This window comes from Aliiroseovarius sp. ABM4_368 (assembly GCF_056161205.1).
This window is the reverse complement of record NZ_JBSWYR010000002.1, coordinates 355920-372765: the sequence shown is the minus strand read 5'-3', so window position 1 is coordinate 372765 and position 16846 is coordinate 355920. Positions and strand designations below refer to the sequence as shown.

Here is a 16846-nt window from a genome sequence, read left to right as displayed (position 1 = left end):
CCTTCGCTTCCCGTAATCTGACAGTTGAAATTTGCGCCGGTCGGGCGTGTTAACGATTGGACGTGCCATGTCGCGCATTGGATCTTCGCTGTTGCGGCGCTTGCAGGCTTTGCAAGGTAAGAAGACTGTTCAGCAGGCCAGCCCCAAGGGCACTTCGGACGAGATCAAGCGCGCACGGCAAGGAAAATCCGATCATCTCCGCCCAGACGGGTCGATCATCTGGGCATGTTTGCCCGACTTAACCGACAGCGAGGCGCTTTCATCCCTTATCCCACCTCTGGCGGCAGAGATGGGCGACGTGACTCTTTTGCTAACTACACCAGAGCAGCCACCGAAAGACGTCACCTTGGTCGACGGCCTGCATCAGATTTGTCCGAGTTTTGAAACCGCATCGATTGGAAATTTCCTTCAACATTGGCAGCCGGATGTCGTCATCTGGATGCTTCCCGAGATCGACCTGACTGTTTTTGATGCGCTGAAGCAGGATGGGGTGTCGGTGATCTGGATGGGGGCAGCGGCGCCACCAGATCGCGGGCTGGCGCAGATGCTGAAACAATCTGCTTTGCGGGATTTTTTTACAGAAATAGACACGATTGTCGCCAAAGATGGCGCATCTAAGCGAGAGCTTCTGCGCCTCGGCATTCCGGCCGAGAAGATGCAAGTCACCGGCGCAATTCAGCCTCTAAGCCAGGTGCCCGGTTGTGATTCAGAAGAGCGTGATCGCATCGCTCAGAAACTCGACGCGCGTCCAGTTTGGTTGGCCGCAGGAATCGACCGAGACGAGGAAAACGCCATCCTTGCCGCGCATCGAATCCTGATTCGTAAATCGCACCGTCTTCTGCTGGTTCTGATTCCGGAAGATCCTTCCCGTGCCTTGGATCTGGCCCAGCAACTTGAGCGCGATAACTGGATCATCTCAACCCGCTCTGTCGATCGAATGCCGCATCGCGACGATCAGATCTTTATCGTCGATCGCACCGATGAATGTGGGCTTTGGATGCATCTTGCAGGGATCACGTGGATTGGCGGAACCTTGGCCAATGGAGCCAACCGAAACCCATTGAATCCCGCTGCGTTAGGGTCTGTTGTACTGTACGGACCCAGACGCGGAAGATATCACACGTCTTTAGAGCGTTTGACCCAGGCAGGGGCTGCGCGCAAGGTTCGCGATGCATCCGCCTTAGCCGTCGAGGTCGAGCATCTTCTTGCCCCGGACAAAGCTGCCGAGATGGCAATGGCCGCTTGGGACGTCACCACAAAGGGTGCTGAAGTAGGCGAATACGTGATGAAGAGGCTTCTTGATTTGTTGGACGAAGCCGAAAGTCGAAAGGGCCTTTGATGCGGACACCAAGTTATTGGTTCACCGATCCTGACAAACCGAACTGGCGCGCGCGCCTGCTGGCTCCTCTGGGTTGGTTATATGGGTTTGGCACCGCCCGCCGAGTTTCGGGTTTGTCGAACGCCTATCGTGCCTCGGTACCAGTGGTTTGCATCGGGAACATCAATGCGGGCGGCACCGGGAAGACGCCAACCACCATAGCGCTGGCGCAAAGGCTGATGGCGCAGGGAAAGGCGGTGCATATCGTGTCGCGCGGCCATCGGGGCAGCGAAGAAGGGCCGCTTCGTGTGGATGAACGGGTGCACAGCGCTGATCAGGTCGGGGACGAGCCGCTTTTGATGGCTGCTTTTGTGCCCACATGGATCGCGCGCGACCGTGTGAAAGGGGTGCAAGCTGCCGAGGCCGACGGGGCTGAGATTATCCTGATGGATGACGGGTTTCAAAACCCCAGCGTGCACAAAACTCTGTCCATTGTCGTTGTGGATGCTGTGAAAGGGTTCGGGAACGCGCGCTGTATTCCAGCAGGGCCTTTGCGCGAACCTGTCTCGGCTGGGATGAAGCGGGCCGATCTGGTTTTGTCCATCGGTCATGCCCGCGCACAGTCCTTGTTCCAGCAGAATTGGGGTGGCTTGATCCCGTGCCCGCATGTCACCGGACAGCTGCAACCGCTTCAAACCGGAATGGATTGGGAAGGAGTGGACGTGCTGGCCTTCGCAGGCATCGGCCTGCCCGAGAAGTTCTTTGCCACTGTCAGCGATCTGGGCGCAAATCTTCTGCGCGCCGAGGCCTTGGCCGATCACCAAACCCTGACCGAGGCACTAATGAAGCGGCTTCAGATCGAGGCCGCCGCGCTGGGTGCTCAACTGGTCACCACGGAAAAGGACGCGGTGCGACTGCCCGACAGCTTTCGCCGTCAGGTGCTTACCGTTCCGGTGCGGTTAGAGCTTGAGGATTGGAGCGCTGTTGACGCCGCGCTTACGCGTGTTTTGGTGGGTTAGAGCCTTTGAAGCTCTAACCCAATTGGCTTACGAACCCAGTTTTTCGTCCAGAATGGCGGCGAAATCGTCATAGTTCATGTTCGAATATTTGGTGCCGTCGATGACAAAAGACGGGGTGGCGGTGATCTGATCCGCATTGGCGTTTTGCTGGTAAGCAGCAACCAGGCTCTGGGCCGAGGCTTCGTTCTGCAAGCAAGCATCCATTTGCTCGTCCGTCATACCGGCGGTACGGCCCAGTTTCTTCAGATTGGCCACGATGGTTGTCGGTGATCCGTCCCCGATCCAGTCTTTCTGACCGCTGTAGACCAGGTCGACCAGCCCAAAGTACCGCGTGTCGCCACCGCAACGTGCGATCATACCTGCCCACAGACCGAACTGGTCAAAATAGACCTCGCGATGGATGAACTTGACCTTACCGGTGTCGATATAGTCCTGCTTTAGCTTCTTAAAGGTTTCCGTATGGAAATTGGCGCAGTGCGGGCAGGTAAAGGACGCGTACTCGATCACAGTTACGGGTGCGTTTTCGTCGCCCATGATCATGTCGGGTGCAAGCTCAACCGTGGCATCGCTGCTTTGTGCCTCGGCCACGGACACGCCGGGGACCGATCCATTGTTCTGCGTCATATAGAATGCGCCACCGATGGCGATCACCGCAGCGATCAGGATGGGAAGGATACGATTCATCTGTTTTCAGCCTTATTTGTGTCTGTTTTTCGTTATGACATTCTGCGCCAGAAGTTCCAGCGCGGACCTTAGCCCGTCATCACCTATGTCTTTGGTCACGCTTGTTGCGCGGGCCAAAGCCTTGGGGTCGGGCGGGGTTTGTTTCTTTGGGGCAGGGGTGAACTGGGCCTGTCCTTCGGCAAAGCCGGTGGCCGCGGTCTGCGTCACGCGAATGCGCGAAATTGCATTATAGCCATAAATCGCGTTCACTTTCTGACGTAGTTGATCCTTCTGCATATCGAGCATGGGTGCCTGCGCGCCTGTTGTTAGCACCGTCAACGTCGCCCCCATGCCATCGCGCGCATAGGATATGTCGACGGGCCGCGAGATCTTGGCCGTCGCCTCGCCCACGATTTCCGCCCAATGGGTCAGAACACGCGTCACCGCAAAGCCGCGGGTTTCGCTGGCCTTGCGAATCCGGGCCGACAACAAGGACGAGGTACGCTCGAAACCCTTCTTGCGGCGGGGATATGTGTTGGGCTTTTCCATCTTGCAGATCGGTGACTCGTTTCTTTTCGCTTATTTTAGGCGCATCACTTTGCTATGCCAGAACAAACGACGGATAGGAGATAACACGTGCGTGACGGGCCGAAAACTGCCGATCTTCTGGATTGGTATGATGTACACGCGCGGACCCTTCCGTGGCGTGTCAGTCCGGCGGATCGTGCTTGCGGTGTTGTGCCTGATCCCTACGCCGTTTGGCTGTCCGAGATCATGTTGCAACAAACCACTGTTGCTGCGGTAAGAGACTATTTCACCCGATTTCTGGCACTTTGGCCAACGGTTCAGGATCTGGCCGGCGCTGAAGACGCGCGTGTCATGGGTGAATGGGCTGGGCTTGGATACTATGCACGGGCGCGCAATCTTCTGAAATGTGCGCGGGAAGTCGCGACAATGGGAGGCTTTCCAACCACCCGGGAGGGACTGCAGGCATTGCCCGGGATTGGCCCTTATACATCGGCAGCAATCTCGGCCATCGCGTATGATTTGCCTGAAACCGTGGTGGATGGAAACGTCGAACGGGTCATGTCCCGAATGTTCAAGGTGACGACCCCGCTACCGGATTCGAAAGCAGAACTGACAGAGCTTGCGCAATCGCTGACCCCACAGGAACGCGCAGGAGATTATGCACAAGCTGTGATGGATTTGGGGGCAACCATTTGCACACCGAAATCCCCCGCTTGTGGTATTTGTCCCTGGAGTAGAGACTGTTCTGCCCGTAAGGCGGGCATTCAGGCAGAACTTCCCAGAAAGAAACCCAAGGCAAAGAAACCCACGCGATATGGCGTGGCGTATCTGGCACGCAATGAAGCTGGAGAGTGGCTGGTAGAACGGCGACCTGACAAAGGGCTGCTGGGCGGAATGCTGGGCTGGCCGGGCGCCGACTGGGGTGACGTCGCAATCGAACAGCCTCCTTTCGACGCAGCTTGGCAGGATCCCGCGGTCGAGGTGCGCCACACTTTCACGCATTTCCATCTGCGCCTGTCCTTACGTGTTGCGCGGGTAAATGGCCATCAACTCGCGAAACAGGGTCTGTTTCAAGACATCAAGCGCAGCGATCTTCCAACAGTTATGCGCAAGGCATTTGACGTAGCGACAGCACATCTGACGCATTGAGCGCGTTTGGATTCACCGCTAACCTGCGCGTGAACGACAAGGACCAAACCCATGCATTCCGCGTCCACAATCACGCGCTTTCGCAACGCTGCGCCTTTTGGCATTTCGATTGCTTTGCCCATTTTGGTGATTGTCGCGGCAACTCAGGGTGGTTGGTATCTGCTGCTCCCCCCGATGGGCACTTGGTGGCTTTACACCGTTTTGGACGCCGTCATGGGGCGCTATTCTGAAAACGCGGATCCGATGACCGAGGATGCCGACCTTTTCTGGTATCGCCTGATCACAATGATCTGGTTTCCGATTCAGTTCGTTATGATTTACGGCATGATCTGGTACGTGACCGGAGCCGAGCACCTGTCGACCGGCGAAAAGTTCGGTGCGTTCTTTGGTGTCGGCGTGCTGTCTGGTACGGTCGGGATCGTTTATAGCCACGAGTTGATGCACCAATCCAACCGCTTCGAGCGTTGGTTGGGTGACCTTCTGCTGGCCACCGTGCTTTACAACCATTTCCGCACCGAACATCTGCTGGTTCACCACCCCTATGTTGGCACCACCCGCGATGCAGTGACTGCGAAATACAACGAAGGCTTCCACCGCTTCTTTTTTCGTGTGCTGTTCGAGGCCCCAGCTTCGGCCTGGAAAGCCGAGAAAGCGATGTTGGCGCGTCGCGGTTTGGCCGTTTCAGATCGCGCGAATCCGTTTTGGCGCTATGGCACATTGCAGTTGTTCGCACTTATCTTGGCCGTTTGGGTCGGTGGCTGGCTTGGGCTTGCCCTGTTTGCTTTCCAAGCGCTGGTTGCCATTTGGCAGTTAGAGCTGACGAATTATGTCGAGCACTATGGTTTGACCCGCAAATATCTGGGAGATGGAAAGTATGAGCGCGTGAAGCCACATCACAGCTGGAATGCGGATCACAAAGCGTCGAACTGGCTGCTGATTAACCTTCAGCGACATTCGGACCACCACTATAAGCCGGCCCGTCGTTTTCCACTGCTTCAAACCTATCCTGACGACGAGGCTCCGCAATTGCCTTTTGGCTATCCAGTGATGACAGTGGCCGCGATGATCCCACCAGTTTGGCGGCGCGTGATGAACCCGCGCGTGCGCGCTTGGCGTAAACTGCATTATCCCGAGGTCGAGGACTGGAGCGCGTATAAGGCGGGCACTCTGCCGCCGCCTGCGATCCGTTAAGGGAACTGAAGCGGCGCGTCGCCCTCAACCCAAACCGGGTTCTTCTTCATCACAAATAACAGCCGATCACTGGTCAAAAACGTCTCTAACCATGCGGATACATGGGGTGTGACTTCGCTGTCGAAGCGGGATTTGTCGATATTTGCGAACTGCCGCAGGAATGGAAGGATTGCGAGGTCTGCCAAAGTGGGGAGGGGACCGTAAAGCCATCCTTCGGCAAGTTGATCCTCTAACCCACCCAATATTTCCATCGCTTCGGCGCGCGTGATTTCGGGATCGCTATCCGGGTGACGCACTGCGTATTTCGTCAGGTCCAAAGCGCGTTTGAATGGGCTATCGAACATCTGGATCAAGTCAAACCCAGCATCCGGCATTTGCAACAGATCTTCGGGATCTGACTGCTCTAATGCCCAGCGCATGATGTCGAAGCTTTCATCCAGCACGCGGTCTTCCAGAACAAGACAAGGCACCGTCGCGCTGGGCGATGCCTCTAAAAACGCAGGTGGTTTGTCGCGCAAGAGGATCTCGCGCAGCTCAACCTGTACGCCAGAACTGGCAATCGCAAGGCGGGCGCGGATGGCATAGGGGCAGCGGCGGAAGGAATAGAGGATCGGTGTCATATCCCCCAGAAAGCAAAAAAAGCCCTGCCTAACAAGTAGGCAGGGCCAGTCAGGTTGTGCTGTGGCGGCGGGCCACAGGCACAGGCGGTACCTGATGATGCGGGCGCGTCTGTTGCGCGCCCCGCAAATTCTGTGTGGATTAGTTCATTTCTGCGCGGATTTGCTGGCGCAACAGGTCGATCGGAACTTTCTTTCCGTCCTGCTTGAAGTGCCAATAGGTCCAGCCATTGCAGCTGGGCGCACTTTCCAGCGCTGCACCAACCTGGTGGATCGATCCACGGGCCTCGCCGGAAATCAGCGTACCGTCGGCGCGCACCTTGGCGGTTTTGCCGCGCGGGCTGGAAAGAATTTCACCCGGACGCAGCATGCCGCGCTCGACCAGTTGACCGAAGGGAACGCGCGGCTCGGCGCGTTTCGACGGTGTTGTGGTCAGGGCTTCTTTGTCGAACTTACGCACTTTCGAGATGCGCTTTTCTGCAACTTTGCGATAGGCGGCCTCGCGTTCGATGCCGATAAAGTCACGGCCCAGCATCTTGGCAACCGCGCCGGTGGTGCCGGTGCCAAAGAACGGATCAAGGATCACATCGCCGGGGTTGGTCGAACCAACCAGAACGCGATGCAGCAGGCTTTCAGGCTTTTGTGTCGGGTGTGCTTTGTCGCCGTTTTCGTCTTTCAGACGCTCATGGCCTGTGCAAATCGGCAGAACCCAGTCGGAACGCATCTGAACACCTTCGTTCAGCGCCTTCAGGGCTTCATAGTTAAACGTATATTTCGCGCCCTCGGATTTCGAGGCCCAGATCATCGTTTCATGCGCATTGGTAAAACGCTTGCCGCGGAAGTTCGGCATCGGGTTCGATTTGCGCCAGACGACGTCGTTCAGGATCCAATAGCCTTGGTTCTGAAGCTCGGCCCCCATACGGAAAACGTTGTGATACGAGCCGATGACCCAGATTGCACCGTTGGGCTTCAGAATACGACGCGCGGCCTTCAGCCAAGCGCGGGTAAACTGGTCATATGCCTTGAAACTGTCGAACTGGTCCCAATCGTCGTCAACCGCATCAACTTTCGAGTTGTCGGGACGATGCAATTCGCCCTTCAGCTGCAAGTTATAGGGCGGATCCGCGAAGATCATATCGACCGAGTTTTCCGGAAGACTGTTCATCACTTCGATGCAGTCGCCGTCAAGAATCTGGTTCAGGGGCAGCTCTACAGCCGCCTTTGTCTTGGTTTTGGTTACCATTTCTGCCTCATGTACCGGCGCATTTTGCGCTCTTATCAGCGGCGTGTTTTCACGCTCGTTTTGATGAGGTCAGCATGAGTCAAAGCTGATTCGTCGTCAAATTCTTTTTTGAATCAGTCACTTACATTTTCTTGTTGATACAAGATATTGTGTACCGGTTTGAAGGAACGTCTATGGTGTGGGGTCACACCGATATTTTGAAGCGCCAACCTGTGACTTTTTGATGGGTATCCTGCGTTCGTCTCCCAGCCATAGCCGGGGAACTGTTGCGCCAAATCCACCATGATCCGATCGCGGGCAATTTTTGCCACGATGGAAGCAGCGGAAATCGACACGGATTGCGCGTCGCCCTTCACGATGGTTTCCGACGGCAGCGTCAAACCGCGCGGCGTTTGGTTTCCGTCGATCAGAAGATAGTCCGCTTGCTGGGCCAGTCCAGCCACTGCCCGTTCCATCGCCAGGTGGCTGGCACGCAAGATGTTCAGCTCGTCGATTTCTTCGACGGATGCATGGGCGATGCAAACGCATGCTTTTTCATGGATCGCGTCCCACAACGCCTCGCGCCGTTTGGCGGACAGTTTCTTGGAATCGTTCAGCCCTTCAGGGATATCATCGGGGTTTAGGACTACCGCGGCGGCTGTCACAGGACCTGCCAGCGGACCGCGCCCAACCTCGTCCACACCGGCAACGTACTGAAAGCCACGATTTATTGCAGCGGCTTCGAAGCTGAAATCAGGAACAGTTTTTGTCATACCATTGAGGTGACCCAAACTGCCCCGCCCCGCAAGTAAAAAGGGCAGAGGCCGAAGCCTCTGCCAAGTTTAACGGCGCGAAAAGTGAAAGGGACCGTCGCGCCGCTGCTCGATGTTCCTTATTATGTACGCGTTGCGCGATACCCGCGTTTGCTGAGGCATTCAGGCGAGTAGCCACGGCGCGTCACGTAAACGCCTTTGCGGTTTCTTACGACCACGGTGCTTTGGCAGGCTTGGGGCAGCTCGTGGGCATACGAGAAATTCTTTTGCAGGCAGTGATTGCCGAACATGATCTTGCGGCCGGTCTGCGTGCGGTATTCGCGCAGGCAGCTGGACGGCAGTTTTCTGAAGTTGCTGACACCATGCGGGTGATAGGGGCGACGTGGTTTGACCGTCGGATGGGTCGGTTTGTACGGGCGCGTCACGTGACCGCCGGGATGGGTCGGTTCGTCGTCGTTACCAGACAGCAGCACCCCCAAAGTGACCAAACCGAGAAGGGCGGCGATAATGGCTGCGCTGTCATCACCATCGCTTGCCTGAGCAGGCGCGGTAGTCAGCGAGGCCGCCACAGCGGCACTGAGAATGAGCTTCATAAAAGAGCGAGGCATGGAATTGCGGATCATGGGATCCTCCTTTCTGTTGGGTCGGCGCGAGCAGGCGCTTGTCATGCCCCCAACATGCGGATTCCCCTGAAAGACAGGCAATATCGGTCGATTGCTATCACCTATCAACGCCTCTGGGCGGGGTTTGATATTGAATAACCGGCCCCCCCGCCGCATGTTCGACGCATGATGAAACAAACCGCTCTCTCTTTACTTCTTGTCGCCATGGCATCGACGGCGCAGGCCGCGTGCTATGCTGACTACAAGGCCAAACGGGACGATCCGCTGAAGCTCCACTATGGTGTGATCGCGTTGTCTGATGACGTCTGCGACAATCGCAAAGCGGCGCGTCGGCAGATAAGTGACCGCCTAAGCGCAAATGGCTGGTCCCTTTTGAAAGTCCAATCCATATTCGACGACGCAGGTCTTGAGGAAAGGAAAGAAAGTGCCGGAAAATTCTTCCTTCGCTTCTGATACGTTAAAGCGTTCGAACCGCGTGGTGGTTATCGGGATTGGGGCGATTGTCCTGATCCTTCTGGTGGCCGCCGTATTCCTGTTCATGACCCTGCCGGACGCGAATGCGTTCAACGCACGGGTCGAACGGATCTTTGTGGAAAATGACGGGCTGAATTCAGGCGGCGAGATCAAGTTGCTTGAGATCTTGGCCCAATCCGGCACGTCCTTCGCCGACACTCTGACCAGCTATCGCATGGTGATTTTTGTGCTGTTGGTGTTTTCGACCGCTTTGCTGGTCGCCGCACTTCTGTTTCTTCTGACCATTTTCGGTCTGAACCGCCGCATGGGGGAAATTGAACGCGCAGGCATTCAGGTGAATTCGCTTCTGATCAGCCGAGAGGAACGCACGGTTTATTTGAACAATATGGAGTTCTCGCTAACCGAAGCCGCCATCGAAACCCTTTCAGCTTTGGCCGAAGCGCGGATGGACGAGGACGTCCTGTCCGGGTCCGAGCTTGAGGGACTGATTTCCGGCCGTGATCCCTCTGAATGTGATGAAGCCGCCGGCGCCACCCGCATCAAACGTCTGCGCGATGCGCTGGGCAATCAGTTGATGAGCGAACTTTTGGTGAAAACCATCGCGCGGCGTGGTTACATGTTGTCGATTGATAAAGATGTGATCCGCATGATCTGAGCTAGCAGTTGTACTAATGCGTGCCGCGCAGAACCAAGTCTGGCTCCACAAAGATCATCTCGTTTGGCTTTTCGGGTGCATCCAGTCGACGGTTCAGCAGATCAATGATCGAATCGACTGCTTTATCGATTGGATTCAAAACGGTTGTAAGGTCAAAGGCAGGCCAGCGCGCCATGTCGATATCGTCAAATCCTACGATCGAGATGTCGTCGGGGACCCTGAAACCCAGTTCTTTCGCGGCAGTTAAGGCGCCGATGGCAGATGCGTCGTTTGCGCAGATCAGCGCGTCAGGTTTGTGCCGTGACAAAAGCCGCGACCCCGCGTCATATCCCCCATCTACGGTAAAATCGCCATCTTCTTCGGCAATTAACTCAAGCCCTACCTTAGCCAGTGCCTCCACAACACCATTCCGGCGCTCTTTAGACGAATAGAAGGCCTTGGGCGCAGATATATAGGCGAACTTTGTGCGCCCTCGTTTGGTAAGAAATTCTGTCATAATTCGCGTGCCGACCGCATTGCGGCAGCACACATTGTCTACGCCGTGGCTTTCGACGGGGCGACCGGAAGAGATCATTGGGATCCCGATCTTGGCGCATTGAAGAACCAGACCTTCGGGCATACTGCCACCTCTCAGGATCATCGCTTCTAAAGGATATTTAAGGACATCTTCCACGGCTGTGCGCGCCTGTTCACCGCTGCCATCAATTAGAATGGGCCACTTTCCCAACCCGTTCAGCCTGCCGATAAGGTGGCTGACGAAGGCAGTGTCATAGGGGCTGCGCATATTACCAACGAAGATCGCCACCAAGTGACTGCGACCGCCCTGAAGCCCGGCGGCCAGTGCGTTCGGCTGGTATCCAAGCTCAAGCGCGACCTGCTTGATTCGTATCCGTTTCTCGCTATCCAAATACGCGCCTTCGGTGAATGCGCGTGAAACAGCGGACCGTGATACGCCTGCCGCATCTGCCACCATTTGAGCGGTCACACGGCGTTTTTGCTCTTGTTTATCAGTCTCGTTGCTCATGTCGCCCCTGATGCGCTATCCGGTATCTTTTCGTCAATGTGACAAGAAAGTTTGACAGAACTGTTACACGCATCAAGTATGTGAACACGTGTGCACAATCTGTGCATACCTGAAGAAGACACCTTTCGACCAGCCCCAGATAAGCAGGCAGTCGATGCAGGTGTTCTGTCGGGGGAACAGAATTCGGAGGACCGAGATGACCAAGTTCAAACTCAGCGCGGCAGCTGCCGCCCTAGCGATGATGGCAAACACCGCGTTTGCTCAGACTGAAATCACCTGGTGGCATGCAATGGGCGGCGCGCTGGGTGAAACCGTCAATAAAATTGCGGAAGATTTCAACGCCAGCCAAGACGACTATAAAATCACGCCAATTTTCAAAGGCACTTATGAAGAGACACTGACCGCAGGCATCGCCGCCTTCCGCGCGGGCGAACAGCCCAACGTGTTGCAGGTGTTTGACGCAGGTGCGGCCACTGTGATCGGTGCCAAAGGCGCGACGATCCCGGTTCAGGATCTGCTGACCGACAATGGCGTTGCTTTCGACATCAACGACTATATCTCGGGCGTGCGTTACTTCTATGCCGATAGCGATGGCAAGATGATCGGGATGCCGTTCAACTCGTCTTCGCCGATTATGTATTACAACGTGGACGCGCTGGAAAAAGCGGGCGTGACCCCACCGAAAACCTGGGAAGAGTTCCAGACCGTTACTGCCCCCGCCTTGAAGGAAGCCGGATACACCGGCCTGTCGCAGTCGCACTTGCCTTGGATCTTTACCGAGAACTTCATGTCGCGCCACGACCTGCCTTTCGCCACGAATGACAACGGGTACAACGGCACGGACACGCAAATTCTGGTGAACAACGATGCCATCAAAGCTCACTTTACTGCCGTGACCGACTGGCAGGACAAAGGTTACTTTGAATGGTTCGGCACCGGCTGGGGCGACAACCAGACTCCGTTTGAAGAGGGCAAAGTTGCGATTTGGCTGGGCTCGTCCGGTTCTTTCGGCGGCCTGTCGAAGAAAGACTTGCCGTTCACCTTCTCGGCGACCTATCTGCCCTATTGGGAAGCCGTGACGACCGAGCCGAAGCAGACCTTCATCGGTGGTGCAGCGCTGTTCGCAATGGCGGGCAAATCGGCCGAAGAAAACAAAGCAACTGCTGCGTTCTTCGAATTCCTGACTTCGCCTGAAACCCAGTATTTCTGGCACCAAGATACCGGGTATGTGCCGATCACTGAAGCCGCGTACGAGCTGGCCAAATCGGATGGTCACTATGACCGCATGCCCGCAGCCGAGGTTGGCATCCAGCAGCTGTCGCTTCCTGCCGGTGAGCACACCAAGGGCTATCGCATGGGTTTCTATGTTCAGATCCGCGATGTGATGAACCGTGAATACGGTCGCATCCTGACTGGCGAAACCTCGGTCGAAGACGCCTTCGCGAACATCGAAACCGAAGCAAACGGTCTGCTTGCTAAATTTGCAAAAACGCAAAAATAAGCAAGATTAGAGACTATCAGGTGGTCGCGATCCGTCGCGGCCACTCTTTCGATCCGACGGGAGGTTCCCCTTGAAACGTGCCGGTTTTACCACGCGCTGGTTACCCATATTGCTGCTGCTTCCGCAGTTGCTGATCATCTTCGTGTTCTTCTATTGGCCCGCAGGGCACGCGGTTCATTCATCCTTCTATCTGCAAGACCCCTTCGGGTTCGGATCGACTTTCGTGGGCTTCGATAACTACCGCGATCTTGGTGGCAATAAGGAATACATGCGCATCGCTCGGTTTACCTTGTTGTTCACGCTGCTGGTTACCTTCTTTTCGCTCGCCTTAGCGCTGCTGCTGGCGGTGAAAGCGGACAACGTGCTGCGCGGGGCCAAGACCTATCGCACGCTTTTGATGTGGGTCTATGCGATTGCGCCCCCTGTCGCAGGGTTTATTGGCCTGATCATGTTCGACCAAAGCTGGGGACCGCTGACGCGCTTTCTGCAAAGCCTGGGCTGGGATTTCACCCTTGGCGTCAATTTCCGTGACACTGCCATCGCTATGGTGATTGTGTCTGTCTGGAAGCAAGTGCCGGTGAATTTCATTTTCTTCTTGTCCGGCTTGCAATCTATCCCGCGTTCCGTGCGCGAGGCCGCGATGATCGATAACCGATCCGCCGCGGGCCGCTTTTGGGATGTCACATTCCCGCTGCTGGCCCCGACCGGGTTCTTCCTGCTGATCACCAACATCACCTATTCGCTGTTTGACACGTTCGGTACGATCGACGTTCTGGTGAAGGGCGAGCCGGGCAACAACCCCATGACTCTTGTCTACAAGGTCTATGTGGACGGGTTCCGCGGCAATGACCTTGGCGGCAGCTCGGCCCAGTCGGTCGTGTTGATGCTGTTGGTTCTGGCGTTGACCGTCTTCCAGTTTCGGCTGGTCGAACGTCGCATCCACTATACGTAAGGGGACTCAGACATGACTGACATCACCCAAGCCCCGCCCCGCCGCCGTCTGCGCTGGAATACCCTGCTGGACCACACGATCCTGATTGTTGGGTCTCTGTTCATGCTGCTGCCGCTTTTGGTGGTGCTGCAAATGACCACAATGCCCGATGTCGAGGTGATCAAGAATGGCCCTCAACTGAAGATTGGGGGCGAGTTAGGGTCGAATTTTGACAAAGCCATGTTCGAGGCTTCGGGCTTCTCGGGGCTGAATACCGGCACACGGATGCTGTATAACTCGTTCGTTCTGGGCATCGGATTTGCGCTAGGCAAGATCGTTCTGGGCATGATGGCCGCCTATGCGCTGGTCTATTTCCGTCTGCGCTTTGCCACGCTGGCCTTCTGGTTGATCTTCACCACACTTCTTCTGCCGCTCGAGGTGCGCATCCTGCCGTCTTATGAAGTTGTGCAGAAACTGGGCATGCTGAACAGTTTCAACGGGTTGATCATTCCGCTGATTGCGTCGGCAACGGCGACCTTTTTCTTCCGGCAATACTTCCGATCCATCCCCGAAGAGCTGGTCGAAGCCGCGCGCATCGATGGCGCTGGTCCCGTGAAGTTCTTCATCGACATCCTTGTGCCGTTGTCCAAGACCATGATCGCCGCGATGTTCATCATCATGTTCGTCTTCGGGTGGAACCAATACCTCTGGCCCACCATGATCACCACGGACGAGGATATGTACACGCTGGTGCGCGGGATCAAACAGATCACGCAGGATCTGGAAGGCACCAACATCCCCGAATATGGCCGGGCAAACCTGTTGGCGCTGATCGCCATCCTGCCCCCGGTTCTGATCGTCATTTTCTTCCAAAGCTGGTTCGTCAAGGGCCTGACGGAATCCGACAAGTAAGGAAAACAATAATATGGCTCAGGTCAAACTTGATGCGGTGCGCAAAGTTTATCCCAACGGTTACGAAGCCGTTCTGCCCACCAGCTTTCAGATCGAAGATGGCGAATTCGTCGTGCTTGTAGGTCCGTCTGGTTGCGGAAAATCGACCCTATTGCGGATGATTGCGGGGCTCGAGGACATTACTGAAGGTACGTTGTCCATTGGTGATCACGCGATGAATGACGTTGATCCGGCGGATCGTGACATTGCGATGGTGTTCCAGAACTATGCGCTTTATCCGCACATGACGGTGCGAAAGAATATCGGCTACGGGCTGAAAAACCGGAAGGTTCCAGCAGCCGAGATCGAGGCGAAGGTACAGGAAGCAGCGAAGATGCTGAACCTAACCGAGTATTTGGACCGTAAACCCAGTCAACTGTCTGGCGGTCAGCGCCAACGCGTCGCCATGGGCCGCGCGGTGGTTCGAGATCCGAAGTTGTTTCTGTTTGATGAACCGCTCTCGAACCTAGACGCCAAGCTGCGCAACCAGATGCGGATCGAGATCAAAGCGCTGCAACGGCGCTTGGGCGTGACCTCGATCTATGTGACGCATGATCAGGTCGAGGCCATGACGATGGCCGACCGCATCATTGTGCTGAACGAAGGGCGCATTGAACAGATCGGCACACCGTCCGAAATCTATCACAACCCCGCCTCGACCTTTGTCGCGTCCTTTATGGGTGCTCCGCCGATGAACCTGATCCGTGCGCGGATCGAGCGGGGACAAGTCATGATCAACGGCAGCACCAACGTGATGGCGGTGCCAGAGGGCTGGCAGGGGGGTGACATCACCCTTGGTATTCGACCTGAAGACGCTGTGTTGGATCCTGATGGGGCAGTGCCGTTTGAGGTCTCGATTGTGGAAGAGCTTGGCGCGCATCGTCTGTTGCACGGTCAGTTGGCCGATCAACCTTTCACTGTCAATGTCAGTAAAGAGGTCGAAGTTCAGCCGGGCCAAACCCGCTTGACGCTGGACCCTGCAACCCTGTCTCTGTTTGATATGGAAAGCGGCAAATCGCTATGATCACACGGACCATGAACGCGCTCCCCGCCGTTCCTCAGGATCTACGCGACAGGATTTTTTCGTCCCCCCGTACGGCCCAGTCGCATCGAGAAATAGTCTCTAACCTGCCTGCAATGAACGCAGTTCAGCTGGGTGGGGTGGCATCTTCGATCACTTTACCCGAGACCTTTTCCGTTGCGGCATGGAACGTAGAGCGCTGTCTATTTCCTGCTGAAACCGCTGCACATCTGTCCGGCATTGCCCCCCAGATTTTGCTTTTGTCGGAAGTTGATCACGGTATGGCCCGCACTGCACAGCGGCACACCACGGCCGAGGTTGCCGGCGCGCTGGGCATGACTTACGCCTTTGGCGTCGAGTTTCACGAGCTTGGGCTCGGCGGTCCGACGGAACGACATTTTTGCACGGATGACTTCAACGCGCTGGGCTGGCACGGTAACGCGATCCTGTCCGCGGTCCCGTTTGAACGTGTCTGTATGATCCGGTTGGACGAACATGGTCATTGGTTCGCTGCCGACAGCGGTGCCTCGGACCCCGATCAACCTCGGATCGGTGGACGGATGGCCCTGGCGGCCGTTGTTCCGACCAAGACCGGTCCGCTCTGCGTGGTCTCGACCCATCTGGAAAGCAACGCGGATGCTGCCCACCGTCATATGCAGTTTGAGCGTCTCTTGGACCAGATCGACGCCTTCGCGCCGGATATGCCCGTTTTGATCGGAGGCGACCTGAACACTGGCAATCACATACCCCCTGATTTCGACTGGCGAAATGAAACCTTGTTCGATTTAGGCAAGGATAGAGACTATTCTTGGGCGTTCACCGCCGATGGCTTTACCACCCGCCCCAGTCTGATTACACCCCACCCGGACCGTGTGATGAAGCTGGATTGGCTGGCCGGACGCGGGATCACTCCGCGGGATGTCGGGATCTTGTCATCCTTGACCGAGGATGAAAAACCGCTGTCAGATCATGACTGCGTCTGGGCGCGGATAGAGCTGAATTCCTGACACGCAGCCACGGCTGGATGCTGCCTTTGATTTGGTCTGGCACTTTGGCCAGCCGCTTCAGATGTTCAGTTGGTAAATTGAGCTCATTGAGAATCTGGGCAGGATGTTAATCGGTGGTTTTTAGTTCCCCGCCGATTTGAGCGTAAGAAGCATTCAGCGGTGCAAAAAGATCAGGATCA

Annotated in this window: 18 protein-coding genes; 11 read left to right on the top strand and 7 right to left on the bottom strand. The window is 56.1% G+C overall.

All coding sequences use genetic code 11. From position 1 onward, the window contains the following. The first annotated feature begins 67 nt into the window (after positions 1–67). Positions 68–1339 (top strand): 3-deoxy-D-manno-octulosonic acid transferase, encoded by a 1272-nt coding sequence (locus ACXAH3_RS07740; protein ID WP_474861496.1) that lies wholly within the window; start codon positions 68–70, stop codon positions 1337–1339. Next, on the top strand, positions 1339–2337 hold the full coding sequence (gene lpxK, locus ACXAH3_RS07735; RefSeq protein ID WP_474861495.1) for a tetraacyldisaccharide 4'-kinase: 999 nt from the start codon (positions 1339–1341) through the stop codon (positions 2335–2337). Before ACXAH3_RS07740 ends, lpxK begins: the two co-directional genes overlap by 1 nt. A 27-nt stretch (positions 2338–2364) precedes the next feature. Here the strand turns inward: lpxK and ACXAH3_RS07730 are convergent, their stop codons facing one another. Both ACXAH3_RS07730 and ACXAH3_RS07725 read right to left on the bottom strand, forming a co-directional pair. After that, entirely contained in the window at positions 2365–3021 is a 657-nt protein-coding gene (locus tag ACXAH3_RS07730) for a DsbA family protein (protein WP_474861494.1), read from the bottom strand. A 12-nt stretch (positions 3022–3033) separates the two neighbouring features. After that, positions 3034–3549 carry a DUF721 domain-containing protein gene (locus tag ACXAH3_RS07725; RefSeq protein ID WP_474861493.1) on the bottom strand — a complete coding sequence of 172 codons (516 nt, stop codon included), beginning with the start codon at positions 3547–3549 and terminating at the stop codon, positions 3034–3036. An 87-nt stretch (positions 3550–3636) separates the two neighbouring features. Between ACXAH3_RS07725 and mutY the strand changes: the two genes are divergently transcribed. Together mutY and ACXAH3_RS07715 are read left to right on the top strand one after the other, a co-directional pair. After that, complete coding sequence (mutY, locus tag ACXAH3_RS07720; protein ID WP_474861492.1) at positions 3637–4677, top strand: A/G-specific adenine glycosylase; 1041 nt, start codon at positions 3637–3639, stop codon at positions 4675–4677. A gap of 51 nt (positions 4678–4728) precedes the next feature. Next, positions 4729–5868: an alkane 1-monooxygenase gene (locus tag ACXAH3_RS07715; RefSeq protein WP_474861491.1), complete on the top strand. Its 1140-nt coding sequence runs from the start codon at positions 4729–4731 to the stop codon at positions 5866–5868. On the opposite strand, the gene ACXAH3_RS07710 is transcribed toward ACXAH3_RS07715, so the two are convergent. The 4 genes from ACXAH3_RS07710 to ACXAH3_RS07695 form a co-directional block, all read right to left on the bottom strand. Next, entirely contained in the window at positions 5865–6488 is a 624-nt protein-coding gene (locus tag ACXAH3_RS07710; protein ID WP_474861490.1) for a glutathione S-transferase N-terminal domain-containing protein, read from the bottom strand. The two genes, ACXAH3_RS07715 and ACXAH3_RS07710, sit on opposite strands and share 4 nt — an antisense overlap. A 139-nt stretch (positions 6489–6627) precedes the next feature. Next, positions 6628–7728: a DNA methyltransferase gene (locus ACXAH3_RS07705; protein WP_474861489.1), complete on the bottom strand. Its 1101-nt coding sequence runs from the start codon at positions 7726–7728 to the stop codon at positions 6628–6630. 113 nt (positions 7729–7841) lie between these two features. After that, the gene (locus tag ACXAH3_RS07700; protein ID WP_474861488.1) at positions 7842–8480 is read right to left on the bottom strand and encodes a ribonuclease HII; all 639 of its coding nucleotides are present in this window, start codon (positions 8478–8480) and stop codon (positions 7842–7844) included. Between the two features lie 122 nt (positions 8481–8602). After that, positions 8603–9103, bottom strand: coding sequence for a hypothetical protein (locus ACXAH3_RS07695; protein WP_474861487.1), 501 nt, complete (start codon positions 9101–9103; stop codon positions 8603–8605). 165 nt (positions 9104–9268) lie between these two features. Here ACXAH3_RS07695 and ACXAH3_RS07690 point away from each other — a divergent pair, with 165 nt between their 5' ends. Together ACXAH3_RS07690 and ACXAH3_RS07685 are read left to right on the top strand one after the other, a co-directional pair. Continuing rightward, positions 9269–9556 carry a hypothetical protein gene (locus tag ACXAH3_RS07690; protein WP_474861486.1) on the top strand — a complete coding sequence of 96 codons (288 nt, stop codon included), beginning with the start codon at positions 9269–9271 and terminating at the stop codon, positions 9554–9556. Beyond that, the gene (locus ACXAH3_RS07685; protein ID WP_474861485.1) at positions 9528–10232 is read left to right on the top strand and encodes a winged helix-turn-helix domain-containing protein; all 705 of its coding nucleotides are present in this window, start codon (positions 9528–9530) and stop codon (positions 10230–10232) included. The genes ACXAH3_RS07690 and ACXAH3_RS07685 overlap by 29 nt, the downstream gene beginning before the upstream one ends. Before the next feature lie 13 nt (positions 10233–10245). Here the strand turns inward: ACXAH3_RS07685 and ACXAH3_RS07680 are convergent, their stop codons facing one another. Next, complete coding sequence (locus ACXAH3_RS07680) at positions 10246–11256, bottom strand: LacI family DNA-binding transcriptional regulator (RefSeq protein WP_474861484.1); 1011 nt, start codon at positions 11254–11256, stop codon at positions 10246–10248. 196 nt (positions 11257–11452) lie between these two features. On the opposite strand from ACXAH3_RS07680, the gene ACXAH3_RS07675 reads away from it, so the two are divergent. The 5 genes from ACXAH3_RS07675 (at position 11453) to ACXAH3_RS07655 (ending at position 16667) form a co-directional block, all read left to right on the top strand. Further along, positions 11453–12757 carry an extracellular solute-binding protein gene (locus tag ACXAH3_RS07675; protein WP_474861483.1) on the top strand — a complete coding sequence of 435 codons (1305 nt, stop codon included), beginning with the start codon at positions 11453–11455 and terminating at the stop codon, positions 12755–12757. A gap of 70 nt (positions 12758–12827) precedes the next feature. Beyond that, positions 12828–13709 (top strand): ABC transporter permease subunit, encoded by an 882-nt coding sequence (locus ACXAH3_RS07670; RefSeq protein ID WP_474861482.1) that lies wholly within the window; start codon positions 12828–12830, stop codon positions 13707–13709. Positions 13710–13721: 12 nt separating this feature from the next. Beyond that, positions 13722–14600, top strand: a complete 879-nt coding sequence (locus ACXAH3_RS07665) for an ABC transporter permease subunit (protein WP_474861481.1) — start codon at positions 13722–13724, stop codon at positions 14598–14600. A gap of 13 nt (positions 14601–14613) precedes the next feature. Continuing rightward, on the top strand, positions 14614–15663 hold the full coding sequence (locus tag ACXAH3_RS07660; protein WP_474861480.1) for an ABC transporter ATP-binding protein: 1050 nt from the start codon (positions 14614–14616) through the stop codon (positions 15661–15663). Positions 15664–15776: 113 nt separating this feature from the next. Next, positions 15777–16667: an endonuclease/exonuclease/phosphatase family protein gene (locus ACXAH3_RS07655; protein WP_474861479.1), complete on the top strand. Its 891-nt coding sequence runs from the start codon at positions 15777–15779 to the stop codon at positions 16665–16667. Positions 16668–16846: the final 179 nt, after the last annotated feature.

Excerpts from the sequence above, each read along its gene's own strand:
- ACXAH3_RS07690 (WP_474861486.1), top strand. The coding sequence starts at position 9,269 with ATGATGAAACAAACCGCTCTCTCTTTACTTCTTGTCGCCATGGCATCG.
- ACXAH3_RS07680 (WP_474861484.1), bottom strand. The coding sequence starts at position 11,256 with ATGAGCAACGAGACTGATAAACAAGAGCAAAAACGCCGTGTGACCGCT.
- ACXAH3_RS07715 (WP_474861491.1), top strand. The coding sequence starts at position 4,729 with ATGCATTCCGCGTCCACAATCACGCGCTTTCGCAACGCTGCGCCTTTT.
- ACXAH3_RS07665 (WP_474861481.1), top strand. The coding sequence starts at position 13,722 with ATGACTGACATCACCCAAGCCCCGCCCCGCCGCCGTCTGCGCTGGAAT.
- ACXAH3_RS07710 (WP_474861490.1), bottom strand. The coding sequence starts at position 6,488 with ATGACACCGATCCTCTATTCCTTCCGCCGCTGCCCCTATGCCATCCGC.
- ACXAH3_RS07740 (WP_474861496.1), top strand. The coding sequence starts at position 68 with ATGTCGCGCATTGGATCTTCGCTGTTGCGGCGCTTGCAGGCTTTGCAA.
- ACXAH3_RS07655 (WP_474861479.1), top strand. The coding sequence starts at position 15,777 with ATGAACGCAGTTCAGCTGGGTGGGGTGGCATCTTCGATCACTTTACCC.
- ACXAH3_RS07660 (WP_474861480.1), top strand. The coding sequence starts at position 14,614 with ATGGCTCAGGTCAAACTTGATGCGGTGCGCAAAGTTTATCCCAACGGT.
- ACXAH3_RS07705 (WP_474861489.1), bottom strand. The coding sequence starts at position 7,728 with ATGGTAACCAAAACCAAGACAAAGGCGGCTGTAGAGCTGCCCCTGAAC.
- ACXAH3_RS07695 (WP_474861487.1), bottom strand. The coding sequence starts at position 9,103 with ATGATCCGCAATTCCATGCCTCGCTCTTTTATGAAGCTCATTCTCAGT.
- lpxK (WP_474861495.1), top strand. The coding sequence starts at position 1,339 with ATGCGGACACCAAGTTATTGGTTCACCGATCCTGACAAACCGAACTGG.
- ACXAH3_RS07700 (WP_474861488.1), bottom strand. The coding sequence starts at position 8,480 with ATGACAAAAACTGTTCCTGATTTCAGCTTCGAAGCCGCTGCAATAAAT.
- ACXAH3_RS07730 (WP_474861494.1), bottom strand. The coding sequence starts at position 3,021 with ATGAATCGTATCCTTCCCATCCTGATCGCTGCGGTGATCGCCATCGGT.
- ACXAH3_RS07725 (WP_474861493.1), bottom strand. The coding sequence starts at position 3,549 with ATGGAAAAGCCCAACACATATCCCCGCCGCAAGAAGGGTTTCGAGCGT.
- ACXAH3_RS07675 (WP_474861483.1), top strand. The coding sequence starts at position 11,453 with ATGACCAAGTTCAAACTCAGCGCGGCAGCTGCCGCCCTAGCGATGATG.